Below are 24,046 nucleotides of genomic sequence, written 5' to 3'. Positions count from 1 at the left end.
AGATTATCCTACCTCGCTTTGATGTACAGGCATTGTAAGCCGGATCGTCGTGCCTTCCCTGGCTTTGCTCATCATTTGCATACTGTAGCCTTCTCCGTAATACAGCTTGATTTTTTCACGAATGTGGCGGAGTCCGATCCCGCTCATCCGCTCTCTTACGGATGCCGCGGACGCCTCATTATCCCACGATTCTCTGGCCATCCCTACTCCGTTGTCCTCGACTTGGCAATAAAGAAGATCTCTTGGTACATCCAGCCAAATGCGGATCACGATGCAGCCGGATCGCCTTCCGGGCTCGATGCCGTGAATAATGGCGTTCTCGACCAGCGGCTGCAAAATCATTCTCGGGACCAGACATTGGTTGGCCATCGGATCGATGCTGCATTCCAGCTGAACCTGGTCGCCATAACGGAACGACTGAATCTCCATATAATCGTGAATGAGCCCGATCTCCTCGCGGATCGTAATAAAGTCGCCTTTCTTCCCGAGACTCGCCTGCAGCAGCCGGACCAGGGACGTGACCACTTCGGCAATTTGCGGGGTTTGGTGCATTTTGGCCACCCATTTGATCGTATTGAGCGTATTGTACAAAAAATGAGGATTCAGCTGGTATTGCAGTGCTTCCATTTCCGCTTCCTTCTTCAACGCTTCTTCCCGTTTGACCTGCTTGATCAGCTCTTCCAGCCGGTTGAGCATCTGGTTGTAGCTCTCCCCAAGCTCGCTCCATTCCTTGCTCGTTTTACTGACCCAATAAGCTTTGAAATCGCCGAGCTCCGCCCTATTCATGAGCCGCCGCAATTGATCCATCGGCTTCGTAAGATAATGCTTGAACAAATACGTGCTGACTATGCCTAGAAGCAGCAAAATGAAGGTGGCAAGCAGTATAGTCAGCTGAACCGTCGTGCTGTGCGCCTTTTCCAACACCTGCGGTGCCTCGATTCTCGATATCCATAAGGTTCCCTGCAGATCGACGGACTGCTGGGATATGACGGTGTCATCCTTCCACTGCAGCTGCGATGTTTCCGACCATTTCCAATCGGAATCGTTTGGTTTCCCCGGGCTCCCGGGCGGAATCCGCAAATACATTACATCGCCATCCGAATTCATCAGCTGATGGCGGGTCAACGGCCATTTGCCGTAGATATCCTTCATGATAGAGTCCAGCGAGACCATGAATTGGATCGAGCCGCGGACAACATTCGTCTTGCGGTCGACAAGCGGCGATACGAAGATCACTTCATAAGGGGAGCTGGCGGCGCCTTCATTTACTCTTGGCACAATGAGCCTGTCCTGTCTTTGCATGATCAGCCTTTGCGTATCCAGAAGCGAAGAGGCCGCGTCGGAGTTCGTGCACAGAATGAACGGGTTGTCGCTGACCGTAATACATACGTCCGTAATATAAGGAAGCTGCGTTGTTTGCTGTTTGATCAGCATATCCGCATAATCGCGCATTGACCTTTCTTCGGCGGAGTCTCTTGCAGCCTGCCCCTCGGTCAGCCGCTGGATGACGTAGTCGTTCCCGACATTACGCGCCATATAGTCGATTTGATTGAACGTTTGCCGGAGCCTCTGCAGCGTTTGCTCGTGAAGCCGGCTCACCTGATCTGACATTTCGCGCCGTTCGCCCGACCAAAGGTTGTAAGAATAGAACATCAACGTTCCTGTAATAGACAAGGAGCAGACCATAATCAAGTAAATCAGCAAACGAATCATCGTCGTTTATCACCTGGGGCGATCCATATTTGTTTGGAAAAAAACCCATGGGCTTGGAGGCCCACGGGTTCACGGGTTCTTTTACGGCGTGCCTACTAATTGCAAAGCCTGCGCCTGAAGCTCTTCCTTATAGCTAGCCATGCAATTGCACAAAAAGTCTTTGCGGCAAATCGGGCAAGGCTCTTTCAGCAGACGATTCACATGCGTTACGCGAGCTTCGCCGGATTCTCCGTCCTTCTCGAAGATAAGACGGCAGGATGTACGATCCTTCAAATTGACCACAATTTCAAACAATCCGTTTTTCGGGTTGTTGCTGACAATTTTGGCATCGACGACTTGTGGTTGATATGCCATTGTTTCAGCACCTCTCTTATGTATTGTATCTTGAATAATAGCTTGTTTTACTTATCCCCGTCAAGTAAATTGCCGAGTCCTCCGAGGATGCTGCCTTCTTCCTTGCGGCCTCCGGCACGCGATGCGGACAATACACGGTCGGCCAACCGGCTGAATGGAAGCGACTGAATCCATACGCGCCCCGGACCTCTAAGCGTAGCGAAGAACAGGCCTTCGCCGCCGAATATCGCGGTCTTGATGCCTTTTACGAACTCAATGTCGTAATCGACATCTTGGGTCATGGCTACGAGACAGCCTGTATCCACCCGGATCAGCTCGCCCGGCTGCAGCACTTTCTCGCAAATGGCGCCGCCGGCATGAACGAAGGCCAGTCCGTCCCCTTCGACCTTCTGCATAATAAAGCCCTCGCCGCCGAAAAAGCCTGCACCCAGCTTGCGCTGCAGCTCAATTCCTACCGATACGCCTTTAGCCGCGCACAGGAATGAATCTTTTTGGCACACGAGCTTGCCGCCGAGCTGGGATAGATCCATCGGCAGGATTTGGCCGGGATATGGCGACGCGAACGTAACTCTTTCCTTCTGGTAGCCTTGATTCGTGAATACGGTCATGAACAGGCTTTCCCCTGTCAGCAGCCGCTTGCCCGCACCGAACAGCTTGCCCATAAATCCTTTGTTATCGTCGCTGCCGTCACCGAAGATCGTCTGCATCTGGATGTTGGCATCCATCATCATCAAGCTTCCCGCTTCCGCAACGACGCTCTCGGACGGGTCGAGCTCAATCTCGACATATTGCATTTCCGAACCGCAAATCCGGTAATCAATTTCGTGAGCATTCATAGTGGCAATCCCTCCCATTACTTTACACTATACGTACACTATATCATACCTGAAATGCGGCTGCATCGTCATGCCTGTTTGGACGACTCTGCCGCCCGTTCTTCCTTGCGCTTCTTGCGCGCCTGGTACCGCTCCTGGGCGCTGGCGTACAATTTGCGCTCTTCCTCGGTCTCGGGGATGACCGCGGGCACCGGCGTCGGCTTCCCTTCATCGTCCAGCGCGACGAATGTCAGAAATGACGTGGCCGTCGTTTTCCGCTCCCCGGTGAACAAATTCTCCGACTCCACCTTGACGTAAACCTCCATGGAGCTGCGGTGGGTCCAGGATACGAAGGCTTCCAGCAGGATCGCTTCCCCGACGCGAACCGGCGCCAGGAAGTCCAGGCTGTCGCTCGAAGCGGTCACCACACCGCGGCGGGAGTGCCGCATACTTGCAATCGTAGCGATTTTATCGATATATCGCATCACGATGCCGCCGAACATCGTACCATGATAATTCGTATCGGAAGGGAATATGATGTCACTCATCGTCGTGCGGGATAAACTGGCTGCCTTTGCTTCCATCCATCTTCTCCTCCATTGCTGCTCATTCGGATTGTGTCACTGGCCGGAAGGATAGACCAGCTTAAGCTTGCCTGCCGCTTCCTCCGCGATTCGGCGAGCAGTTTCCACATCGTCGGCGCTGCTTAGCGCGACGGCCATTCTCCGGCCAACCTTCGTCTCCGGCTTGCCGAATACTCTGACTTGCGTGTTAGGCAGCGCCAGCGCCTGCTCCAGCCCTTCGATCGTGAAATCCTGCCGCTCTTCCGCCGCTTTCAAAGTATGGGATGCTCCCGGAGTCAGCAGACGGATCGTCGGAATCGGGAAGCCGAGAATCGCTCTCACATGAAGCGCGAACTCCGAGAGATCCTGTGTCACCATCGTGACCATTCCGGTATCGTGAGGTCTTGGAGATACTTCGCTGAAATAAACCCGATCTTTGCCCAGGAACAGCTCGACGCCGTAAATCCCCGCGCCGCCCAATGCATCGGTAATCGTTTTGGCGATATGCTGCGCCTCGGCAATTTGTTCCTCGGTCATTTGGTGAGGCTGCCACGATTCTATGTAATCGCCGTCCTTTTGCACATGGCCGATAGGAGCGCAGTAGGAAGTTCCCGATGCGGAGCGGACGGTCAGCAGCGTAATTTCCGACTCGAAGTGGATGAATTCCTCCACGATAACTCTCGTCTTCTTCGCTCGTCCGCCTTCCATCGCATAGTTCCACGACGTCTCGACGTCATCGAACGAACGGCATACGCTCTGGCCTTTGCCGGACGAGCTCATGATCGGCTTGATCACGCAAGGCGTACCGATCTTGGCGACGGCTTGCTTCAGCTCCTCCAGGCTGTCGGCAAATTCGAACTTGGCCGTAGGAAGCTGCAGCGTCTCTGCCGCAAGACGGCGAATGCCCTCGCGGTCCATCGTCAGTCTTGCCGCTGTCGCCGTCGGAACGACCCGGAAGCCTTCCTGTTCGAGCTCCACAAGCACTTCGGTTGCGATAGCTTCGATCTCCGGCACGATCAAATCCGGCTGCTCCTTCATAATCAGCTCGCGCAGCTGCTCCCCGTCGAGCATGTTAATGACATAAGAGCGGTGCGCGACTTGCATCGCCGGAGCGTGTCCATAGCGATCCACGGCAATCGTCTCGACCCCTAGCCGCTGCGCTTCGATGACGACTTCCTTCCCCAGCTCTCCCGAGCCCAGCAGCATCATTTTTTTGGCTTGACCTGATAATGGCGATCCGTACATGTACTATCGTTCCTCCCAAATTGAAATAACTTGCATAACAGGCAAAAATCATTTAGAGCTTGCTTAACAGCATTTTTCGCAGCAAAGGACCGAGCTGTGCCGTAATATCGGCAACATCAGGAACAAGCACGCTGTGTCTACCGTAAATGTTCCGCATGGTTTCGCGCTCCGTATCCTTGATCTCGCCGTTACCGAGAAATACGCTCACGACCTCTATTCCGCTTCTTCTCGAACGCAGAACGGCTTCGCACGTGTCAACGATGCCTTCCTCATGATAATCGGCTGCGGATGGCTCCCCGTCCGAGAACACGAGCAGCACCTTCTGCTTCTCCGGGCGCAGCATCAGTCTCTCGGAAGCGATGCGGATGGCATAGCCGTCCCGGTTGTCCTGCTCCGCCTGTAATTGCAGCAGCTTAGGTCCAACCGCACTGTCCGTCAAACTGCTGATATAGTCCGTGACGACATGGAACACATTGGGGCTGGACGATTCGGTCACTTCGTCGGCGTCTTCCCAGAAGCCTATGATCTCGTGAGGCACACGCAGCGCTCGAAGTGACTCATGGAACAGAGCAATCCCTTGATGAGCCTGTTCCATTTTATCATACATCGAAGCCGAACAGTCGATAAGCAGGCAAAAAGCGGCGTCGACCTCTGTCGATGGGCTGCTTTTTTTGTAAAACAATCGCGGAAACGGCTCCCACGCGGCCCTCACGAGCTTACGGCTCAGTCTGCCGGACAACAGCTCATCCCGTGGCGCGATCCGCTTCTGCTCCATGGTCATGCGAATGGTCTGTTTCAGCTTATGAATCAAGGGAGCGATTCCCTTATGCAGCTCGTTATAGCGAATATAAGCATCGGCATCGGGCGGCTCCGCAGGACGAAACACCGGCACCGCTTTCCGGTTCAACGCCCCGTAAGCGTCCGCTTTCCCGCTCAGCCCGGTGTCCATCCGCTCCAGCGGCTGAGTAGCAGGAAGCTCGGGCTCATTACGCTGAGCCGCCTGTGATGAGCCCTGCACAATTCCCAAGGCTTGATCCCCGCTGTCGGCTTCGCGCACATGATCGCTGAGCAGACCGGCCTTCGAGCCCTGCTCGCTGTCGAATCGAAGCAGGCTCTCCTCCTGCTTCTTCGTTTCCCGGTGCCAGGTCGGGAGCCTCTCGCCCTGCTGAGGGCGCTCTTCCTCTTGCTTCATCGGGAGCACGGACTCGTGCATCCCTTTCTTTTTGCGCTTCAGCTCGCCGATATATTCCCAGGACAATGGCTCGTCCGTCCCGGAATCCTTCTGCAAGGAAAAATATTGCGCTCGGGAGTCGCCGCCCAAACCGTTCCAATCGTCCAATAGCGTGAATAAGGCCTTACACCGTTCCGCCAGCTCCTGCGTGCTCTTAAACTGATCGTTCTTCAAATCAATTAGCAGCCGCTCAATCGCTGGACGTGCATCTCCAGGCAGCTTAGCCAACAGTCCGTTCAGCCCTTCCAACGCATCGAGATTGCGATTGCGATAGATTGCTTCTGCAAATCCGCTGAGCAGCGCATCCGCCTGCTCGCCGCGATCCGAATGTGAGGCGCGCTTGCCGGCAAAATGCTTCGCATACATCGCGCTGCGCATCGATAAGCTGCTTGCAGTACCAGGCCGATGACGGAGGCATAGCGACATCAGCCGCCTCTCCTCGCAAAGCGCAAGCCATTGCTTGGCCAGCATCGGCAGCCGGATTGACTTGATCCAATCCAAATAAGAGGCTATAACGGTAGAATCCGTGAACCACGAGCTGCCGATTCCGCGCAAATAGACGTCCGTCTTCATGCCTGTAAGCTTGATCTCTTCCGGGTAATAGCTCCAAAACTGGCTGACCGCCAGCAATTTTTCCCGATGATTATAATAAGATAAATACGATAGCTCCAGCCCGAGATCCTCAATGCCTGTGAGCGCCTTGGCCAAATCAAGAAGCTGCATGCGTAAGAAAGCGTCCACTTCATTCTCAACAAATCGCATATCCGTACTCCTTCATATCGCTTGTTGCAGAGCCTAAGATGCATTCGTTAATCAAAATAAGTCTCCGCCAAATTCATCACAAGCGCCTTTTCCCGTTCGTCGTCCAGCTTGTCTGCAATGGCGCGCTGCACTGCACGCAACGTTGGGATATAAGCGGCCAAATCGCACGCATCAATAAGCGCCCGTACGGATGCAGCTTCATCCGAAAGCTGTCCCGAGCGGATCTGCTCCTGCAAATCCGACGACAAACGGACGAAACGTTCCAGCACAGAACCATTCGTAAACCGCGCTTTTTCTTTTAGCAGCTCGAGCAGCTTATCCCCTTGCAAATAAGGGACGTCTACGACAACAAAACGGTTTTTCAACGCTTCATTCATTGGAACCGTGCCGACATAGCCTATATTGACGGCCGCTATAACGCCGAAGCCTTCCTTGGCGCGAATAATCTCGCCGGTAAAAGGATTCGTAATGGTCCGGCGATGATCCAGCACGCCGTTAATGAGCGGCAGCGTTTCCGGCTTTGCCATATTGATCTCGTCGATATACAGCCAATGCCCGAGCGTCATCGCCTTGACGACGGGTCCGGGAACGAACCGGACGGCGGATTGCCCCAGCTCGACCTCAAGCGTCTTGAAGCCGATCAGCCCTTCCGCATCCAAATCCACCGAGCAATTGACGGCGTGCATTGGCTGGCCGAACAAATACGACAGCGTTTCGGCCAAGCGGGTTTTTCCCGAGCCTGTCGGCCCTTTAAGAAGCACGTTTTTGCCTAACGCCATAGATACTATCGCATCGTCCAGCACATGCTCGTCCGGCGCCCGGTATCCGTCGTCTCCGATTAAGCTCAAAGCTTCGGCATCCAACGAATGCCGCAGAAACTCCCGCTTCTCCAATATTCTTTTAAGCAGCGGGGCGGGAAGCTTCGAGCGCGTTAATGGTTCTACTTCAATCATGTGATCTGTCCTTTCCATTCAAGGCATTCTCCTAAGTTACCTATCGTTGTTATACTTTACTATGTGAAATTTTTCAACACCTAATCGGATCGGTTTACCCAAAACCGCCTAGCGCCACATACCAACTTTTTACTTAATCAAACCGATGTATGCGAAAGCATAAGATAAGGAGTATAATAGGAGCAACAACCATCACAATAACGGAATTTCATCGGATTGTAGAAAAGGGCTTACTTTTGACAAGTAACTTATGTTAAACTATAGAGAAGAAGGAGATGATCAAACATGGCCGATCACGATTATCAGCTATGTCCCAAGTTTGAAGCGGCTTTCGAGCTTTTGGGGAAACGATGGACAGGCTTGATTATTCAATCGCTGCTGCATGGACCTAGACGGTTCAAGGATATTTCCGAAATGATTCCCGGAATGAGCGATCGCATGCTGGCCGAGCGTTTCAAGGAGCTGGAAGCAGCTGGCATTATTAACCGGCATGTGTACCCGGAGACACCCGTGCGAATTGAGTATGAGCTGACGGACAAAGGCAAGGCTCTACAGCCTGTTATGGTTGCAGTAGGTCAGTGGGGCGAGCAGTGGGTCAAATAATCGACATTGACTTACCCAATGACTGTAGAGCATCGAGCAGTGAACCTATTTCGAGGGCTTGGCATCTGAACCGATTGTGCATTCGCGTATAGCCCTTCGCTTACGTGAGCATGAGATCCGGATGCCAAGCCCCGTTCATTTTATCCTCTTCCAGCAAAAAAGAAATAGACGAGCACCCGAGGTGTTCGTCTATTTTGCCGCTTACCTTGACGAGTGTCAGAAAATAAGCGTTTCCTATCTTATTGGCGATTTCCACCTATCATTCTCCGATAATCCAAACCGCCGCGTCATGTGCCCTGTGAAATCCCCCATCTTCTATAAAGCTTTTGACGGCAAAGCCGATTTATGTATTGACAGGTTCTTCCCGATGCTTTCTATTCTCCCTCTGCAGATGCATCGCGCGGATGATTAAACGATCGAGCTCCTTGCTCTTTTTCACGACGTCCGGATTCGTCAGATCGTATCCCTTCACTGTAACCATCTCTTCCAATGCATCAATGCACAAGCGGATTTTATGTTCCAATCGTACTGGCAATTTCATGGAACCAACCTCCTTGTTGTTCATCAATTTGACACGATTCATAGGAAAATTGAAGCTTGTCCTGCACTTGTTTTTCAGTTACAGTAAAAATACTTGTGTTTTCTACACTTCCTATTATGACGGAATTGTTTTAAAAAAGTTGTAGACTTTGGTAAAAAAACAGCCCGTTTCGACTGATTTTGCTAATACTTTCTTAACATTCGATGGCAACTTTATAGTTTGCCTTTCTCACTATTCCCCATATGTATCAAGGAGGAGGAGTTCATGTCGACCATATTACTTATTGAAGATGATCAAAGCATTGCGGATATGATTTCCATTTATTTATCCGAAGAAAATTACACGGTGCACAGCGCTTCCGATGCCAAACAAGGCAAGCGGCTGTTTCAGACGATAGACCCTGATGTCATTATCCTCGACGTGATGCTGCCCGATATGAACGGAATTGAGCTCTGCAGAGAATTTCGCGCGAATTCTTTGATACCGATCATGATGATATCCGCCAAAAGCGAAGTTTCCGAACGGGTGAAAGCGCTTGTGATCGGCGCTGACGATTATTTGTGCAAGCCGTTCAGTATGAGAGAGCTGGCAGCAAGAACCGGCGCCCTGGTTCGAAGATCGGCAATGTCCAAAGCAGCCGCGTCACCGCCGCCTGAGCCGCCGCAGGCAGTGAAGCTGGATATCGAGAAAAGAAGCGTGTTTGTCCATAATGTGCTTGTAGAAACAACTTACTCGGAATTTGAGATAATGAAACATTTTTGGCTCCATCCGGGCAAAGTTTTTTCCCGAGAAGAGCTGTTAAATAAAATTCGCGGCATCGATTCCTTCGTAACCGAGCGCTCCGTAGACGTACATATTACGAATCTTCGCAAAAAAATCGAGTCGGACCCCAAGGATCCGAAGCATATTAAAACCGTTGGGGTGTCGGATATAAATTCGAGTCATAAATCCGTCTCTAACGGATAAGCTTGTCTTGGAAATGAACGATTCCAAATAAAAACTCCTGACCGGCAGCAAGCCTAGTTCAGGAGTTTTGTTCATTATTGACGCGTATTGTGATCGTTCGGAAACACCCGTTGTATCATCGTGTTGAACTCGTTCATATACACTGACAAATCGACTCCCCGATCGTTCTCCATCGAGTAGAACCGGATTCGCTGAACGAAATTCGGGTTCGCCGATACGAATACCCGCTGGACGCCGGGCTGGGACATCGCAAGCACATGGCCGGAAATGCGATTCGACATGGCATGGCTTAATCCGCCCGGATCGGACCAATTCAACCGGTGAGAGCCTTTGTCCGTACCGAATAGTCCTACTCCGCCTTTCGGCGTAATGGAATTGGCCATCATTTCCGGATGCGCTTCTTTGTCCGGCTGATGTCCGTCCAGCACCAGAGCAACATACGCATTGTTCTCCGTAATGATAATGGTTGACTTATCAACCCCGGCTAATTGCTCTACTCTCGCTGAAATTTCGGGCGCGAACCGAAACGTCTTGGTCAAATGCGGATTGTTCATATCCAGCTGCCGGAACGCGCCCGGATTGTCCGGTTCCGGTCCCGAAACCTGCTGCTTCTCCCACTTCGGCTTGACACCCAGCGTATTATCTTCGTTATTCAAGCTGCTCCGGTCATATAAAGCGTGGTGGTCGCCCGATTGCAAGCCGGCTCCCAGCTGCTTGTTCTTGTTCTGATTGCAGCCGGCCATGAGAACCATTACAGCCGCTGCTATCGCTATACTCCAAATGACACTCCGTAAGTGCATCTTGCGCATGGTGAACCTCCTCAAATGTCTCATCCTTCTATGGTTAGGATGAGTTATGAGCAGGAAAATATACGCTTGCCCTGAACGAAGTTCAGCCATTCCTTCGGTTGGAGCTGTTACTCTGCACAAAAAAAGAACCCGCATGCATGACAGCATCAGCCGGGCTCCCTCTTTTGCTTTTATGATCCGTTATCGTCTTTCCCTAATGTCCGATCGAGCTCCTCCAACAGCTTACGAACGGCTTCTTCCGACCGGTCCGACGACTGCTTGAACCGGAGCAGCTGCTCCTGCAGGTTCACACCCATCTCCTCGCTCTCCGCTTCCTGATCGGTATAGGACGGGTCGAACCATACGTAATCGCCGTCCGGACCATTGCGTAAAAACGATTGCGACCAGTTCTCCGGATACTCGTAGGATTGCTCACCGAATACCAAGCCGAGAACATCGTCGCTTGTCAGAGGCATTAAATGGTGAAACGTTTCTTCCCCGTTGCTCTCCGGTCCGATAGCGGCAATCTGCTTATGCAGGTAAGCATAGTGCAAATAATGCTCCCCGGTCAATTTGTCTTTGGCGACCTCATACATTTCCAGCGCCTCTTCTTTCAACGGCTTGACCGTCTCCAGCCGCTCCTGGAGCCAATCGGAAGGAATTCGTCTCATTTCAACGAACGACATGACCATCATCATTCACTCCTATTGAATTGCCTGCGGTTACCCGTGCCATTTGGCCGGAGTTACGGTCTCATCCGCCAAACGAAGCGAGCGCCGCGGCAAACGCCATTTAAATACAACGGAAAGCATACGCAGCACAACGATCAACACAAATAAAACTAACAACGGATAAGATCCCAGGAACCATCCGAGCGCTATCAGAAGGCCTGCCAGCATGCCCCATACGGCGTATATTTCATCGCGCAGCACAAGCGGCTTGCGACCGGCGAGCACATCGCGGATAATACCTCCGCCGATTCCCGTCATGACCGCCGCAACGATAACCGCACTGATAGGCGAGTTCATATTCGTCGCATATAAGGCTCCCTGTATGGAAAAGGCGGCCAGCCCAATCGCGTCGAACAGCGATTCCCAAGTCTTCCAGCGCTTGATCCAGCTTGTAGGTACGATGAACACTAGCGCCGCCGCAATCAGCGCGGTCTTCAAGTATAAGCCCTGCTCCCACAAGGTCGTCACCGGAATCCCGATGAGCAGATTTCGGACGACGCCCCCACCGAAAGCCGTTACCAAGGCAAGAACGAACACCCCTAGCACATCGTAATCCTCTTCCATGGCGACTACGGCGCCGCTGACGGCAAAAGCTATCGTGCCGATTATGCTGAACAGCTGTAAATTCAATTCGAGTAGCTCGCTCATGTTGTGCGCATCAATTCCAATCCAACGTTACGACGTTGCCCGTACGGGACGATTCATAAATGGCTTCCAGCACCAAATTGTTCGTCAAGCCGCTTAAACCGGAAGTCAGCGGTTCTTTGCCTTCCCGGATGCAATCCACGAAATGACGGCTCATCCGGACGCGCGGACCTGCATCGTTGGCAGGCTGAGTCAGCTCGACATCGGCTGTCCGGTCGAACACTTCGGTGAACAGCTTCCCTTTGCCGCCGCGCAGCGAAGCTCCGCCTTCCGTACCCATCAAGTAAATATACGGCTGGTTGTCCAGCATATCGGTATGCGCCGCCCAACTAACATCAAGTGTCAGGGTGCTGCCGTTATCCATTTTTATCAATGCGGTAGCCAAATCCTCGACATCGTAGGTGCCGTTCCAATCCGGCGTGCCCCATGTACCGATCCCGCGCCGTTTCGGTCCAAACTCCGCATAGGTCGTTCCGAACACTGAAACCGGCTTTGGATTGCCCATCAGATGCAGCGACAAGTCGAGCATATGAACGCCGATATCGATTAACGGACCGCCGCCGGATTTGGACATTTGCGTAAACCATGTGCCCCAGCCCGGGATCCCTTTGCGGCGGAGCCAACCCGTCTTAACGTTATAAATATGTCCTAAAGCGCCTTTGTCGATCTGTTCCTTCAATTGCTGGTTGATCGACTCCCAGCGCATTTGATGTGAAATCATCAGCGTTTTGCCGGTTTCCTTATGAGCTTGGACAATCGCCTTTGCTGCTGCAGCATGGATCCCCATAGGCTTCTCAAGCAATACATGCTTCCCAGCCTTCAACGCATGGATTGCAATGTCCGCATGAAATTGGTTGGGAACCGCAACGATTACCGCGTCGATACTCGAATCCTGGAGCAACTGCTCATAATTCGCATATACATTAGGAATTCCGTGTTCTTTCGCTCTGGCTTCTGCGGAAGGCAGAAAAACGTCGGTGATGCCTGTAATCTTCGTGTCAGGCAGTTTCTTAAACTCATTAATATGCACGTTGCCGATATTTCCGGCCCCGATAACGCCAATATGAAGCTGGCTGTCAGCACTCATGTTCACGGGTTCCTCCATTCATTGTCACTAGTCAAGCCGACATTAAATATACCATATGCGTGCGGATTTACGCTATCGTAAAATGCCTCCACCTGACGGAGCTATGACGTTGAATTCTATCCAATTCTATGCTTGGAGCCATCGATCTTAATAATTCGATAATACACAAAAAAACGGCCAAAACCGTCATGGATGACCGTTCCGCCGTTACAAAATACCCATATCTTTTGCTTTTTGCGCCGCTTCCTTGCTGCTTTTGCCTCCGAGCTTGCGCAATATATTGCCGACATGCACTTTGACCGTTCGAATGGATACTACGAATTTATCCGCAATTTGTGTTTGCGTAAATCCTTTTTCAATCAGGTCCAGCACTTGAATTTCCGTCGGGGTCAGCAGATCGCGCAGCTCCTTGACGCGAATTTCCTGCTCCAGCTTTTTCAGGCGCCGGAATTCCTCCCTCATCTGGGCGGCCGCGCCGGGTGAGATCGAGCTCCGGTTGGCGTACGCGCTGCGGATCGACTGGGGAATTTCCGTAAAATTCGATTTTACCATGTAATCGACGGCTCCCGCCTTGAACGCCTCGAAGATCAGCTCCTTCTCTTCCATTGAGGTAAGCATGATAACCCTTGCGCCCGTACACTGCACAATCTCGGCCGCGGCCCATATCCCTTCCGGACTGTCCGACATCATAATGTCCATCAATACGACGTCCGCCTCCACCTGCTCCAGCAGGCTTACGGCATCTTGCCCGGACGAAGCGGTGCCGACGATTTCGATGTCCTCCTGCTTGTTCAAATAGCTGGACAATCCCCTCAGCCAATCCTGATCGTCCTCAACGATGACCACTCGAATCCGGTTCAATTAGCGTTTCCCCCTCTCTTTTTTGGAAAAGTTAATAAACACCGCTGTGCCTTCGCCCGGCTTGCTGTGAATATGCATAGACCCTTTGTGCTTCTGAATGACGTGATAGCAATAAGACATCCCCAGGCCGAAATTGAATTTCTTGCCGCCCTTGGTCGTATAGAAAGGATCGAACACCTGCTTCTGCTGCTTTTTATCCATACCGATGCCCGTATCCTTGATTTCCACCGTAATATTGCGTTTGGTTTCCGTCAGCTTGACGGTCAGCAGCCCTCCGCCCGGCATAGCTTCTACAGCATTGGTAAGGACGTTGGTGAACACCTCGGCCAGCTGCGCTTTATCGCCCCATATCGTTCCGGTGTAGCGGAAGTCCCGTTCAACCTCGATCTCATTCATTGCCGGCAGCAGCGTCGCTACGCATTGCTCCAATAGCTGATCCAGGTGAACATTGTCGGGATGCAGCTCCACATCCTGCGTCTGCCCTTGAATCCGGTAGATCATATCGTATATATGCTGAGAAGCGGTAATAATGACCCGAATATCGTCACGAAGCTGGTGCGGATCGGGCTGGTCCGCCTCGGACTGGATTTTTTCGCTGAACAGCCGAATTTTGCCTACATCATTCTTGATCGCATGATTCAAGATCGAAGTTCCTGAAGTGATCGCTCTCAACGTATAATCGAGCTTTTGATTTTGAATCGAGATTTGCAGGCCCATAAAGCCATAACGGAAGCTGGAAATCAAGATGACAGCCAGCGTAAACCCGATCAGCCACGAATTGTAGCGCCACATTTCATAAAGTCCGAAATAAGTAGGCAGCACATATAAGGTAAATAAGGCAAAAAACAAGGTGGGCGCCGCGGCTAACGTGGTCAGTATCCTGTGCTTGCGAAAAAAGGTGTTGCGCTCCTTCAACGTCGCATGCACCAAGATCGCGATACCCGCCATAATATAGGGCGTCGTCCACAAGGTAACATAGCGGTACGGGATAGGGTCGTCCTTAACGGGATCAAAGCCGAAGGATAGGAGTACTGGAACCAATAGCGCCCAGGGAACCCAGGTTTTCCGCGAGGACCATACGGCATAATTCGGATGATACACAATCGTGAACATCAGAAACGTATAGGGCAGCCCGTAATAGCAAATGAGCGAGCAGGTAGTTTCAATCTGGATAAGAATCTTGGCAACAGGCTCCGTCAACCATCCCTTATCGTAAAAAAGAGGCTTAAGAGTGTCGTCAATGACCGCCGACAAGCCTCCGGAGCCCCCGGTAAACGCAATGGAAGCGATCCAACGGGTCGTTCGCCGTTTCGGGTCCGTCACTATAAGCAGAAGCCCGATCGTCCATAACCCAATAAGAACAAACATCATCGAAGCCGACTCTCCAGTTCCGTCTTGATTATCGTCTTGCTACTGGGCGTAATCCTTCTTCAATTGCTCCAGCTCCTGAACGCTGCGTTCCGCCCATTGAATCGTTTGCTTGAGCCCTTGAATTTCAGACAAAAGAGCTTGTTCCAAGGACGCTTTATATTCCGGAACCGTTCCGTGGAATGGTTTGATCGTATACAACGGCATCAACGCGATTTCCTGGAACGCAAGCGCACGGCGCTGGTGAAAAAAGGCAACGTTCGGGTTCATCGGATTGTGCAAATCGCCTTGGGTCGGATGCTTCCGGACCGCCAAAATTTTAACAGCCGCTTTGGATGACGAGGTCAGCTCCACTACCTCACCTACGTACTCCCCGGTCTTATATTCGGCTGACACGATGCTGCCGATCTCGAAGCTATGATTCATAGTTATTCCTCCTTGTCGAATTGTGCTACTCCTTGTGCTGGAACCATCGGAGCAGATCGTCTACGGATTGCATTCTATACCGTTTATCCGCCGCTTCCCCATCTACAACGTAGGCAATGCTGGGAACGCTCTCCAGCTGCCAGCGCTGCGCAAGGTCGGGGCTGAAATTAATGTTGCACTTAACTATGGGGAGCTCCGGCTTCATAGCCAAAATTACCTCCAGCATTCGCTCCGTTACTTTGCAGGTTCCGCACATGGGGGTATAAAAATAAATAAACATTCGCTTGCCAGGATGAGCTGACAGCTGCTTCACCTGTTGTTCCGTCCAATCTTCCACAGCCGGCCCCCCTTTTCCTCTGACGATACCGAATCCGTCGCGATGACCGGCTTCTTTTGCCCCGGCCTTATGCGCAAATTACCTGAAAGATTGATCCAGCTGCTCCATACTGGATTCCATATGCTCCAGCAAGCTGGGAATATCCTCGATTTGCCGTTCGTCGAGCTTCCTGACAAAATGAACGGTCAGATGATTACGGAGCTGTCTCGGCTGCTCGCCGTAAGCCGTATGCACCGTCTGCCGGATGACCGGCCCTTCGCCCCAAATGGAGCGCATCAGCTGTTCCGCTTCGGCACAATCCTTGTCTATATCGCTGACGGGAAACGTGAAGGCAAGCTCAAGACTGCAGCCTGGCTGTTTCCCCGGCTCCGCCAGCAGCTCTGCCGATAAATCCGCCAACGATGCGGTTAATACAAAGCTGCCCTTCACTACTCCGCCCGGACGTCTTACCGCTTCCATGCTGAAGCTGCGGGACATCGTAGACAGCTCCACCCTGTCGAGCCGATTCACGATTTGCACCGATCCTCCGAGGTCCAAGTCATACATGGCGCCTTCAAATACTACCTTTAAATTGTCAAAAATCGTAGGGTCGAACATAACGCTCCTCATATCTGGTAAGTTGATTATATTATATTTTTCACTTGCTTCCTATGGGACAAATCAGTACAATGAAATCATCCAATTCAAGGAAGGTGTTACATCAATGTCTGACGAGAATCAGAACGTCGAATCCGGACAAGAGCCTAAGAAGGTCAGCCTGGCTGACGCTATTAAAAACAAGCTTGCCCAGAAGAAGCAAGAGCAGCACGATGCAAAAGCGAACCCACAACTGCGCGGCGGCAACAGCGCTGTGATGAGAAGCCAAAACAATAAAAAGCCTAACAATCAGCGTCGCCGTACCGGCGGGAGCTAAGCGGGCCTTAGGCGGAACGTTTTGCTTCGCCACAAGGATACCTTTTTACATCGAAAAGAAGGATGAGCTTATATTGAAGCTCATCCTTTTTCATTTCATTTAAGCGTAAAGCTTAGCGCGCAGCTGCTTGATTTCTTCGCTTTCCAGGTACTCGTCGTACGTCATCATTTTATCGATCAGACCGTTAGGCGTGATCTCCATGATCCGGTTAGCAACCGTTTGGATAAACTGGTGGTCATGCGATACGAACAGCATCGTTCCGTCGAAATCGACCATTCCATTGTTCAGAGCCGTAATCGACTCCAGATCCAAGTGGTTCGTCGGTTCGTCGAGAATGAGCACGTTCGCTCCGCTCATCATCATTTTGGAGAGCATGCAGCGCACTTTCTCTCCCCCGGACAATACGCTTGCCTTCTTCAGCGCTTCTTCGCCGGAGAACAGCATCCGACCCAAAAATCCGCGGAGATACGACTCGTCCTGATCTTTGGAATATTGGCGCAGCCAATCCACCAGGTTCATATCGCTATTGAAGTATGCCGAGTTCTCTTTAGGGAAATAAGCTTGCGTCGTCGTAACGCCCCATGTGTACTCCCCGGAATCCGCTTCGACCTCACCCATAAGGATTTGGAACAACGTCGATTTGGCATGACCGTTCGGACCGACCAAAGCTACTTTATCCCCTTTATTCAGCGTGAAGCTGATGTTATTCAGCAGCTGCTCGCCTTCAGCGGATTTGTTCAGCTTCTCCACGGTCAAAATTTGTTTGCCCGCTTCGCGTTCCGGCTGGAATTTAATAAACGGATATTTCCGCGTGGACGGCTTGATGTCTTCCAGTGTCAGCTTCTCCAGCTGCTTCTTACGGGAAGTAGCCTGCTTCGACTTGGATGCGTTCGCGCTAAAGCGCTGGATAAACGCCTCAAGCTCTTTACGCTTTTCTTCCACCTTCTTGTTCGACTCGCGGGTCAGCTTCAAAGCCAATTGGCTGGATTCATACCAGAAATCGTAGTTACCTACGTACAATTGGAGTTTACCAAAGTCGATATCCGCAATGTGCGTACATACCTGATTCAGGAAGTGACGGTCATGGGATACCACGATAACGGTGCCTTCGAATTTGGCCAAGAAGTTTTCCAGCCAGTTGATAGATTCGATGTCCAAGTGGTTGGTAGGCTCGTCGAGCAGCAGAATGTTCGGCGTTCCGAACAGCGCTTGCGCAAGCAATACGCGTACCTTTTCGTTACCGCCCAATTCCTTCATCTTCTGTTCATGCAGCTCTTTGCCGATTCCGAGACCGATCAGGAGCTCAGCTGCGTCGGATTCCGCCTGCCAGCCGTCCAGCTCCTGGAACTCACCCTCAAGCTCCGCTGCGCGCATTCCGTCTTCTTCGGAGAAGTCGGGCTTGGCGTACAGCGCATTTTTCTCTTCCATAATCTCGAACAGACGCACATGACCCATCATTACGGTCTTCAGCACTTCCACTTCGTCGTATTCGAAATGGTTCTGCTTCAATACTGCCATCCGCTCGCCCGGGGTGATGCTGACTTCTCCTTTGTTCGCTTCCATCTCACCGGATAAAATTTTCAGAAATGTCGATTTGCCCGCGCCGTTCGCGCCGATCAAACCATAGCAGTTACCCGGTGTAAATTTGATGTTTACATCCTCGAACAGCGCTCTTTTTCCGTATCGTAAAGTGACATTATTAACTGTAATCATCGATACAACCTACTCTCTCATTTTAGTACGATAACGCCCTCAAAGCTTCCAATCACAGATTATACCACAAACCGGCTGGCATTTCCCATTACATTGCAAAAAATGCTATGGAGCATGCGCCGGCATGAGCTTAAGTACCGTCCTGTCTATTTGCCTGCCGAAATTTGCTCCACCAGTTCAGACAGCTCCGCCCAACGATCCATCGTTTGCTCAAGCTGCTCGGTGAGCTTCTGCTCTTCCACGTACAGCTCCTGAACCTTGCCGTAGTCGCTGCCCGCCCGTTCAATCTCCGATTTAATAGTGACAAGACGCTCCTCAATCGCTGCAATTTTGCCTTCGATCTCATCCCATTCCTTCTGATCCTTAAAGGAAAGCTTGCGAGCTCTCGCCGTTTCTCTTCGCTCCGGCGCTTCCACGGTGGACTGGGCAGATGGTGCCTGCAGCTTGCGGTCGTTCGCTTCCGCCTGCTCCTCTTGTTTAACGGCTTCCATATACTCCGTGTAGTTTCCGAAAAAGTGGCGGATATGCCCTCCGCCTTCAAATGCAAACAAATGGTCCGCTGTACGGTCCAAAAAGTACCGGTCGTGGGATACCGTAATGACCGCACCCGGGAAGTCTTCCAGGTACTCTTCCAAAATCGTCAGCGTTTGGATGTCGAGATCGTTCGTCGGCTCGTCGAGCAGCAGCACGTTCGGTTCACCCATCAGCGTGCGCAGCAAGTACAGTCGTCTGCGCTCACCGCCGGACAGCTTGCCGATCGGGGTCCACTGCAGCGCCGGGGAGAACAGGAAGCGCTCCAGCATTTGTGCCGCCGTCACAGCTTCTCCGTTAGCCAGGCGGATCACTTCCGCCGCGTCCTTGATATATTCGATGACCCGCTGCTTAGGGTCCATTTCTACATTTTCCTGCGTATAATACGCTAGCTTGACGGTCGTTCCGACGTCTATCGTGCCTTCATCCGGCTGCAGTCTGCCGGCTATCAAGTTGAGCATCGTCGACTTGCCGCTCCCGTTAGGGCCGATGATCCCGATCCGGTCGTCCGGAAGTACAATATAGCTGAACGGATCGAACATTTTGCGTCCGTCGAACGATTTGCTCACGCCTTCCAGCTCAATCACCTTCTTGCCCAAACGGCTCGCTCCAAGGGCCATCTCCAGCTTGGCTGCAGGTCCGTCGACTTTGCGGTCTCTAAGCTCGACAACGCGATCGATGCGCGCTTTTTGCTTCGTGGTCCGAGCTTTCGCTCCGCGACGCAGCCAGGCAAGCTCCCGGCGCAGCATGTTTTGCCGCTTGTCTTCCTCCGCTGCCTCGCGCTCGAGGCGCTCCGCTTTTTTCTCCAGAAATGCCGCATAGTTACCTTCATAGCTGTACAGCTTGCCGTGATCCAGCTCGATAATGCGATTCGTTACGCGGTCGAGGAAATAACGATCGTGCGTAACGAGCAGAAGCGCGCTCTTCCATTTCCCCAAAAACTCCTCGAGCCATTCGACCGTATCATGGTCAATATGGTTCGTCGGCTCGTCGAGAATAAGGAGATCCGCTGGCTGGATTAGCACCCTAGCCATTGCAACCCTTTTGCGCTGGCCGCCGGAGAGTACCCCCACCTTCTGCGAAAAATCATGAATGCCTAACTTCGTCAATACCGTTTTGGCGGTTGTATTGGCTTCCCATGCATTCATGGCGTCCATTCTTTGCTGAACGGCGAACAGTCGGGATTGTCTCTTCTCGTCTTCCGGAGCCAGCTGCAGCTCCGACAATGCCGCTTCATAATCGCGCAGCACCTGCATGAGCGGCGTATCGCCGTAAAACACCTGCTCCAGCACGGTCGACTCTCCGTCGAACTCGGGATTTTGCGGCAAGTACTCCACCCGGAAGTGATTGGAATGAATCAGCTTGCCCGAATCGACGGATTCGAGTCCCGCCATCGCTTTGAGCAGCGACGATTTTCCGGTTCCATTGACTCCGACAAGGCCAATCCGCTGCTTTTCGTTGATTTGAAATGAAATGTCGTCGAACAATACTTTGTCGCCGTAGCTTTTGCAAAAATGCTCAATCGTTACAATATTCAATGATACCAGCCCCTTTTATGCGTTGGTTCCCCATGCTTCGGTTACGTAAGCCGTGAGCAGTGCGATCGTGTTCCAAATAGCGTCCTGATGCGTTCTTTCCATGCTGTGCGATGCGTGTACGCCCGGACCGATCAATGCGGCTCGAATATTGCTTCCGCCACGAAGCGCAGCCGACGCATCGGAACCGTATTGCGGATAAATGTCCACGGCATAATCCAGCTTCTCGCGTGTGGCCAGCTCAATCAATTTGGAGGTCATTTCGTAATCGTATGGACCTGAAGAATCTTTGGCACAGATGGAAACATCCCGCTCCGTGCAGGACAGATCATCTCCCATCGCACCCATGTCCACAGCGAGCAGCTCATCGATTTCTTGCGGCAAATAAGCCGCTCCGTGTCCAACTTCCTCGTAAGTGCTGATTACAAGCTGAAGGGTATACTCCGGTGTGATTTGCTCCCGCTTCAACAGCTCCAGAAGACCGAACAACGCCGCTACACCGGCTTTATCATCCAGATGCCGCGATTTGATATATCCGCTATCCAGAAAACGCGCCCGCGGATCGAAAGAAATAAAGTCGCCGACGCCGATGCCCAGCTTCTTGACGTCCTCATCGCTTTTCACCGGCTCATCCAGGCGAATTTCCATAACCGACTCCTCGCGTTTGAACTCCCTCGCATCCGGGTATACATGCACGGAAGGCTTGGTTGTCAAAATCGTGCCTTCGTAGGTTCGCCCGTCTCTTGTGTGCACCTTGCAATACTCGTTTTCCACCGCTCCCATCATATAACCGCCAACCGATGTGAAGCGCAGGAAGCCGTTCTTTTTGACCGCTCTCACCATAGCTCCCAACGTATCAACGTGAGCGGACAAGCCGACGACACGATTCGGCTGCTTGCCCGGAACGGTTATCAGGCCTCCGCCTTTTTTCGTATAGCTAATCGAGTATCCGAGCGCCTCGGCCTCCTTGGCTATGACTTTCATGATTGTGCTGCAAAATCCGCTCGGACTCGGCGTGTTAAGCAGCTGTTCTAGAAGACGCAAAACATATTCTTGATTGATCTGCTTTTTCATTGGACTGCACTCCGTTTCTTCTATTGATTACGAAGCATTTGCTATCGTTATTTATTTCGTGTAAGCTATCAAATGAATAAAATCAGGGAGGTATTACCATCATGTCTGAAGCATTGCCGCCAAAAACCTGTACCATCGAACGCCTCGTGACCGTAGCCGCTGACGTGGAAAAAGTCATTAAAGGCGAAAAAACGGCGACCCGCCGTAACGGTCGTTACGCCGATCCGGGTGAAATCATGGAGCTTAACGGCCACAAATTTGAGGTGCACAAAGTGTACCAGCAATCGCTCGGCGAGCTTACGGATGAAGCCGTTCAAATGGAAGGCTACTCCAGTGTGGAAGAATACAAGAACTACATCCTTTCCATGCATGCCGGCATGCCTTGGCTTCCGCACATGAAAGTGTGGGTTCACGAATTCCGTCCAGTGCAATAAGTACACGTTGGCTCCTAAGGCCAGTTGCATGCCAAAAACAGTGTAGCCTTCAATACATGAATGCTACACTGTTTTATTCACCTTTTCAAGTTTGGAGGCTTCATTTTGTATCCTTGGCTCGTTTTTATCCATGCTGTAAGCGCGATGGTATCCATCGGTCCATTCTTCGTCCTTATTCCTATGCTAGCCAAGCTTCGCACGGCTGAAGAGCCGCTGTTGAGCGCATACCTGGATTCCTTTCACTTCGTCGTCCGACTTTCCAAGCATTGCGGCCATGTTTTGGTTTTCTCCGGATTGCTGCTCATGTGGCTCGGTGATTGGCCATGGAATACTCCATGGTTATTCGGAACGTTCGTCGTGCTGTTCGCTTCCGTGCTATTCATGGCCAGGGCGTTTTCCCCGACCATCCGTCAATTGCGTAAGCCCGATCATGACAGAACACGGCTCGTGGATAAGCTGGCCCGCGCGTTGTATCTTTATCTATTCGTTCTCTTCCTAATGCTGTGGCTTATGATAATGAAACCGGCTCTGTGGTGACCATCGTTCACCCGAGCCGGTTTTCGTTGTAATGATGCAGCTATTAAGAGACAAAATCAACGCAAACGCTCGTTCCATCCAGCACTTGCTTCATATGTGCTTTGACCTCCACGTGAATCGGATGGTTGTCATACACGCTTAAATCTTCAAGCGAATCGAACTTCGTGATAAGGGCGATATCGTAGGAACGTTCCGAATGGAGAACGTCCGTGCCAACCTCAATATATTTCAGCACAGGAATTTTACCGTCCATATTCTCCAATACGTCAACAGTAGCTTGTATAGATTCCGGGCTGCGATCTTTAAGCTTGAAAAAAACGACATGAGTTAGCATTGTACAATGTCTCCTTTGTGGTCTCGAATTCAATGTTCCCGATAGACTTCCTTATCGTAGTTGCCTGTTTGCTCTTCCGCGCTGTCGCCCATCGTTTCATGACAGCTTATTATACCATTTTCTCCATTCAACTGGAAATAGCTTATCAATATTTTTCGCCCTGTGCCATGCCCTTTGCAGCGGATTGAAATGGCTGTCAAGAGATTGAAGAAGCACGGCGCTTATATTATCCGGAGACCGTTTATCCAGCGCTTTATCGACGATTTTATCGCAAATGAGCTGCATATCCGCACCAGATTGAAGTTGTTCGGTCAAGAAGCGTTCAACCGCCAAGTCGGACAGCCGGTTGTACAAGCCGTCGCTACAAAGCAGGAACAAGCTGTTTTTCGTATAAAATCCGGTCCGGCGGTATAAATTCAGTTCCTTACTTACTCCTAAACAATGGAGAAGAATATGGCGTTTCGGGTGGACCTGCGCTTGCTTTTGCGTCAGCCGTCCCAAGCGGACTTGACTGGAAACCCAAGACTGATCCTTTGTTATTTGCCTCAAACGACTCCCGTTAAAACGATAGATTCTGCAATCTCCGGTATGGCATAAGAAAAAGGTTTCATTCAGCAGAAAAAGCAGGGTCAGTGTGGTGCTCACCTGACTTCCTGCACGATTTCCGATCATTAACAATTTCTCATTGATTGCATGAAACAATCGCTGGACGGAATGGTCCAGCCTGTCCCAATCTACAGGATCGCGGAGTACGGACTTCAGTTCTCTGTCGAGCCATCCTCTGATTATTTCAAAGGCGGTTTCGCTCGCTTTCTCCCCGTCCCCGCTTCCTCCTACGCCATCGGCAATCACTGCCACAGCGTAGGGCTCACCTCGTTTCGTCGTTCCTATTCTAAGCATGGAGCGGTCCTCATTCATCATCCGAAACCATCCCGAATGAGTCGCAACTCCGTAATGCCAGTTTACGGCAAATGTTGTTCGCACCT

The 24,046-nt window shown here is 51.5% G+C and carries 28 protein-coding genes; 5 read left to right on the top strand and 23 right to left on the bottom strand.

What is annotated here, in order from left to right; translation table 11 throughout:
- Window positions 1–3 precede the first annotated feature (3 nt).
- The 7 genes from ACFQ88_RS01740 to ACFQ88_RS01710 form a co-directional block, all read right to left on the bottom strand.
- A complete protein-coding gene (locus tag ACFQ88_RS01740; RefSeq protein ID WP_379451425.1) occupies window positions 4–1,713 on the bottom strand; it encodes a sensor histidine kinase in 1,710 nt (569 codons plus the stop codon).
- Window positions 1,714–1,794: 81 nt separating this feature from the next.
- Window positions 1,795–2,067, bottom strand: a complete 273-nt coding sequence (locus ACFQ88_RS01735) for a hypothetical protein (RefSeq protein ID WP_239634667.1) — start codon at window positions 2,065–2,067, stop codon at window positions 1,795–1,797.
- 47 nt (window positions 2,068–2,114) lie between these two features.
- Window positions 2,115–2,903, bottom strand: a complete 789-nt coding sequence (locus ACFQ88_RS01730) for a TIGR00266 family protein (protein WP_239634666.1) — start codon at window positions 2,901–2,903, stop codon at window positions 2,115–2,117.
- A 68-nt stretch (window positions 2,904–2,971) separates the two neighbouring features.
- Entirely contained in the window at window positions 2,972–3,466 is a 495-nt protein-coding gene (locus ACFQ88_RS01725) for an acyl-CoA thioesterase (protein ID WP_379451424.1), read from the bottom strand.
- 36 nt (window positions 3,467–3,502) lie between these two features.
- The gene (gene purT, locus ACFQ88_RS01720; protein ID WP_379451423.1) at window positions 3,503–4,690 is read right to left on the bottom strand and encodes a formate-dependent phosphoribosylglycinamide formyltransferase; all 1,188 of its coding nucleotides are present in this window, start codon (window positions 4,688–4,690) and stop codon (window positions 3,503–3,505) included.
- A gap of 52 nt (window positions 4,691–4,742) precedes the next feature.
- Window positions 4,743–6,683, bottom strand: a complete 1,941-nt coding sequence (locus tag ACFQ88_RS01715; RefSeq protein WP_379451422.1) for a vWA domain-containing protein — start codon at window positions 6,681–6,683, stop codon at window positions 4,743–4,745.
- 47 nt (window positions 6,684–6,730) lie between these two features.
- Window positions 6,731–7,654, bottom strand: coding sequence for an ATP-binding protein (locus tag ACFQ88_RS01710; RefSeq protein ID WP_379451421.1), 924 nt, complete (start codon window positions 7,652–7,654; stop codon window positions 6,731–6,733).
- 267 nt (window positions 7,655–7,921) lie between these two features.
- On the opposite strand from ACFQ88_RS01710, the gene ACFQ88_RS01705 reads away from it, so the two are divergent.
- Entirely contained in the window at window positions 7,922–8,239 is a 318-nt protein-coding gene (locus ACFQ88_RS01705; protein WP_239634658.1) for a winged helix-turn-helix transcriptional regulator, read from the top strand.
- Between the two features lie 100 nt (window positions 8,240–8,339).
- Here the strand turns inward: ACFQ88_RS01705 and ACFQ88_RS01700 are convergent, their stop codons facing one another.
- Window positions 8,340–8,495 (bottom strand): hypothetical protein, encoded by a 156-nt coding sequence (locus tag ACFQ88_RS01700; RefSeq protein WP_379451420.1) that lies wholly within the window; start codon window positions 8,493–8,495, stop codon window positions 8,340–8,342.
- An 87-nt stretch (window positions 8,496–8,582) separates the two neighbouring features.
- The gene (locus ACFQ88_RS01695; RefSeq protein ID WP_239634654.1) at window positions 8,583–8,780 is read right to left on the bottom strand and encodes a Spo0E family sporulation regulatory protein-aspartic acid phosphatase; all 198 of its coding nucleotides are present in this window, start codon (window positions 8,778–8,780) and stop codon (window positions 8,583–8,585) included.
- Between the two features lie 264 nt (window positions 8,781–9,044).
- Here ACFQ88_RS01695 and ACFQ88_RS01690 point away from each other — a divergent pair, with 264 nt between their 5' ends.
- Window positions 9,045–9,746 carry a response regulator transcription factor gene (locus ACFQ88_RS01690; protein WP_379451419.1) on the top strand — a complete coding sequence of 234 codons (702 nt, stop codon included), beginning with the start codon at window positions 9,045–9,047 and terminating at the stop codon, window positions 9,744–9,746.
- A gap of 74 nt (window positions 9,747–9,820) precedes the next feature.
- Here the strand turns inward: ACFQ88_RS01690 and ACFQ88_RS01685 are convergent, their stop codons facing one another.
- The 9 genes from ACFQ88_RS01685 to ACFQ88_RS01645 form a co-directional block, all read right to left on the bottom strand.
- Window positions 9,821–10,555: a hypothetical protein gene (locus ACFQ88_RS01685; RefSeq protein WP_379451418.1), complete on the bottom strand. Its 735-nt coding sequence runs from the start codon at window positions 10,553–10,555 to the stop codon at window positions 9,821–9,823.
- A 170-nt stretch (window positions 10,556–10,725) separates the two neighbouring features.
- Window positions 10,726–11,226, bottom strand: coding sequence for a hypothetical protein (locus ACFQ88_RS01680; protein WP_379451417.1), 501 nt, complete (start codon window positions 11,224–11,226; stop codon window positions 10,726–10,728).
- 30 nt (window positions 11,227–11,256) lie between these two features.
- Window positions 11,257–11,913 (bottom strand): trimeric intracellular cation channel family protein, encoded by a 657-nt coding sequence (locus tag ACFQ88_RS01675; protein ID WP_379451416.1) that lies wholly within the window; start codon window positions 11,911–11,913, stop codon window positions 11,257–11,259.
- A gap of 10 nt (window positions 11,914–11,923) precedes the next feature.
- Window positions 11,924–12,997 (bottom strand): Gfo/Idh/MocA family protein, encoded by a 1,074-nt coding sequence (locus tag ACFQ88_RS01670; RefSeq protein ID WP_379451415.1) that lies wholly within the window; start codon window positions 12,995–12,997, stop codon window positions 11,924–11,926.
- Window positions 12,998–13,204: 207 nt separating this feature from the next.
- Entirely contained in the window at window positions 13,205–13,858 is a 654-nt protein-coding gene (locus ACFQ88_RS01665; RefSeq protein WP_379451414.1) for a response regulator, read from the bottom strand.
- Window positions 13,859–15,229 carry a sensor histidine kinase gene (locus tag ACFQ88_RS01660; protein WP_379451413.1) on the bottom strand — a complete coding sequence of 457 codons (1,371 nt, stop codon included), beginning with the start codon at window positions 15,227–15,229 and terminating at the stop codon, window positions 13,859–13,861. It lies immediately after the preceding gene.
- 39 nt (window positions 15,230–15,268) lie between these two features.
- Entirely contained in the window at window positions 15,269–15,652 is a 384-nt protein-coding gene (kapB, locus tag ACFQ88_RS01655) for a kinase-associated lipoprotein KapB (RefSeq protein WP_239634643.1), read from the bottom strand.
- A gap of 25 nt (window positions 15,653–15,677) precedes the next feature.
- Window positions 15,678–15,989 carry a thioredoxin family protein gene (locus ACFQ88_RS01650; RefSeq protein ID WP_379451412.1) on the bottom strand — a complete coding sequence of 104 codons (312 nt, stop codon included), beginning with the start codon at window positions 15,987–15,989 and terminating at the stop codon, window positions 15,678–15,680.
- Between the two features lie 78 nt (window positions 15,990–16,067).
- On the bottom strand, window positions 16,068–16,586 hold the full coding sequence (locus ACFQ88_RS01645) for a hypothetical protein (protein WP_239634641.1): 519 nt from the start codon (window positions 16,584–16,586) through the stop codon (window positions 16,068–16,070).
- Between the two features lie 106 nt (window positions 16,587–16,692).
- On the opposite strand from ACFQ88_RS01645, the gene ACFQ88_RS01640 reads away from it, so the two are divergent.
- Window positions 16,693–16,902, top strand: a complete 210-nt coding sequence (locus tag ACFQ88_RS01640) for a hypothetical protein (protein WP_239634640.1) — start codon at window positions 16,693–16,695, stop codon at window positions 16,900–16,902.
- Between the two features lie 99 nt (window positions 16,903–17,001).
- Here ACFQ88_RS01640 and ACFQ88_RS01635 read toward each other — a convergent pair whose 3' ends face one another.
- From ACFQ88_RS01635 to ACFQ88_RS01625, 3 genes are all read right to left on the bottom strand, one after another.
- Window positions 17,002–18,615, bottom strand: a complete 1,614-nt coding sequence (locus tag ACFQ88_RS01635) for an ABC-F family ATP-binding cassette domain-containing protein (protein ID WP_379451411.1) — start codon at window positions 18,613–18,615, stop codon at window positions 17,002–17,004.
- Window positions 18,616–18,761: 146 nt separating this feature from the next.
- Window positions 18,762–20,684 (bottom strand): ABC-F family ATP-binding cassette domain-containing protein, encoded by a 1,923-nt coding sequence (locus ACFQ88_RS01630; protein ID WP_379451410.1) that lies wholly within the window; start codon window positions 20,682–20,684, stop codon window positions 18,762–18,764.
- Window positions 20,685–20,699: 15 nt separating this feature from the next.
- Window positions 20,700–21,755, bottom strand: coding sequence for a M42 family metallopeptidase (locus ACFQ88_RS01625; protein WP_379451409.1), 1,056 nt, complete (start codon window positions 21,753–21,755; stop codon window positions 20,700–20,702).
- A 101-nt stretch (window positions 21,756–21,856) separates the two neighbouring features.
- Between ACFQ88_RS01625 and ACFQ88_RS01620 the strand changes: the two genes are divergently transcribed.
- Together ACFQ88_RS01620 and ACFQ88_RS01615 are read left to right on the top strand one after the other, a co-directional pair.
- Complete coding sequence (locus tag ACFQ88_RS01620) at window positions 21,857–22,189, top strand: ASCH domain-containing protein (protein ID WP_379451408.1); 333 nt, start codon at window positions 21,857–21,859, stop codon at window positions 22,187–22,189.
- A 102-nt stretch (window positions 22,190–22,291) separates the two neighbouring features.
- Window positions 22,292–22,726, top strand: coding sequence for a DUF2269 family protein (locus tag ACFQ88_RS01615; protein ID WP_379453530.1), 435 nt, complete (start codon window positions 22,292–22,294; stop codon window positions 22,724–22,726).
- A 43-nt stretch (window positions 22,727–22,769) separates the two neighbouring features.
- Here the strand turns inward: ACFQ88_RS01615 and ACFQ88_RS01610 are convergent, their stop codons facing one another.
- Together ACFQ88_RS01610 and ACFQ88_RS01605 are read right to left on the bottom strand one after the other, a co-directional pair.
- Window positions 22,770–23,060: a Dabb family protein gene (locus ACFQ88_RS01610; RefSeq protein WP_379451407.1), complete on the bottom strand. Its 291-nt coding sequence runs from the start codon at window positions 23,058–23,060 to the stop codon at window positions 22,770–22,772.
- A 96-nt stretch (window positions 23,061–23,156) separates the two neighbouring features.
- Entirely contained in the window at window positions 23,157–24,044 is an 888-nt protein-coding gene (locus tag ACFQ88_RS01605) for a PP2C family protein-serine/threonine phosphatase (protein WP_379451406.1), read from the bottom strand.
- Between the last annotated feature and the right edge of the window lie 2 nt (window positions 24,045–24,046).

Origin of the sequence: Paenibacillus sp. NPDC056579 (assembly GCF_042793215.1) — a bacterium.
Taxonomy (GTDB): Bacteria; Bacillota; Bacilli; order Paenibacillales; family NBRC-103111; genus Paenibacillus_S.
The sequence above is the reverse complement of the archived record's forward strand: the minus strand, read 5'-3'. Positions and strand labels throughout refer to the sequence as shown.

Bases quoted from the DNA above. Each gene is read 5' to 3' on its own strand.
- ACFQ88_RS01740 (WP_379451425.1), bottom strand. From the start codon at position 1,713: ATGATTCGTTTGCTGATTTACTTGATTATGGTCTGCTCCTTGTCTATT.
- ACFQ88_RS01735 (WP_239634667.1), bottom strand. From the start codon at position 2,067: ATGGCATATCAACCACAAGTCGTCGATGCCAAAATTGTCAGCAACAAC.
- ACFQ88_RS01730 (WP_239634666.1), bottom strand. From the start codon at position 2,903: ATGAATGCTCACGAAATTGATTACCGGATTTGCGGTTCGGAAATGCAA.
- ACFQ88_RS01725 (WP_379451424.1), bottom strand. From the start codon at position 3,466: ATGGAAGCAAAGGCAGCCAGTTTATCCCGCACGACGATGAGTGACATC.
- purT (WP_379451423.1), bottom strand. From the start codon at position 4,690: ATGTACGGATCGCCATTATCAGGTCAAGCCAAAAAAATGATGCTGCTG.
- ACFQ88_RS01715 (WP_379451422.1), bottom strand. From the start codon at position 6,683: ATGCGATTTGTTGAGAATGAAGTGGACGCTTTCTTACGCATGCAGCTT.
- ACFQ88_RS01710 (WP_379451421.1), bottom strand. From the start codon at position 7,654: ATGGAAAGGACAGATCACATGATTGAAGTAGAACCATTAACGCGCTCG.
- ACFQ88_RS01705 (WP_239634658.1), top strand. From the start codon at position 7,922: ATGGCCGATCACGATTATCAGCTATGTCCCAAGTTTGAAGCGGCTTTC.
- ACFQ88_RS01695 (WP_239634654.1), bottom strand. From the start codon at position 8,780: ATGAAATTGCCAGTACGATTGGAACATAAAATCCGCTTGTGCATTGAT.
- ACFQ88_RS01690 (WP_379451419.1), top strand. From the start codon at position 9,045: ATGTCGACCATATTACTTATTGAAGATGATCAAAGCATTGCGGATATG.
- ACFQ88_RS01685 (WP_379451418.1), bottom strand. From the start codon at position 10,555: ATGCGCAAGATGCACTTACGGAGTGTCATTTGGAGTATAGCGATAGCA.
- ACFQ88_RS01680 (WP_379451417.1), bottom strand. From the start codon at position 11,226: ATGGTCATGTCGTTCGTTGAAATGAGACGAATTCCTTCCGATTGGCTC.
- ACFQ88_RS01675 (WP_379451416.1), bottom strand. From the start codon at position 11,913: ATGAGCGAGCTACTCGAATTGAATTTACAGCTGTTCAGCATAATCGGC.
- ACFQ88_RS01670 (WP_379451415.1), bottom strand. From the start codon at position 12,997: ATGAGTGCTGACAGCCAGCTTCATATTGGCGTTATCGGGGCCGGAAAT.
- ACFQ88_RS01660 (WP_379451413.1), bottom strand. From the start codon at position 15,229: ATGATGTTTGTTCTTATTGGGTTATGGACGATCGGGCTTCTGCTTATA.
- kapB (WP_239634643.1), bottom strand. From the start codon at position 15,652: ATGAATCATAGCTTCGAGATCGGCAGCATCGTGTCAGCCGAATATAAG.
- ACFQ88_RS01645 (WP_239634641.1), bottom strand. From the start codon at position 16,586: ATGTTCGACCCTACGATTTTTGACAATTTAAAGGTAGTATTTGAAGGC.
- ACFQ88_RS01640 (WP_239634640.1), top strand. From the start codon at position 16,693: ATGTCTGACGAGAATCAGAACGTCGAATCCGGACAAGAGCCTAAGAAG.
- ACFQ88_RS01635 (WP_379451411.1), bottom strand. From the start codon at position 18,615: ATGATTACAGTTAATAATGTCACTTTACGATACGGAAAAAGAGCGCTG.
- ACFQ88_RS01625 (WP_379451409.1), bottom strand. From the start codon at position 21,755: ATGAAAAAGCAGATCAATCAAGAATATGTTTTGCGTCTTCTAGAACAG.
- ACFQ88_RS01620 (WP_379451408.1), top strand. From the start codon at position 21,857: ATGTCTGAAGCATTGCCGCCAAAAACCTGTACCATCGAACGCCTCGTG.
- ACFQ88_RS01610 (WP_379451407.1), bottom strand. From the start codon at position 23,060: ATGCTAACTCATGTCGTTTTTTTCAAGCTTAAAGATCGCAGCCCGGAA.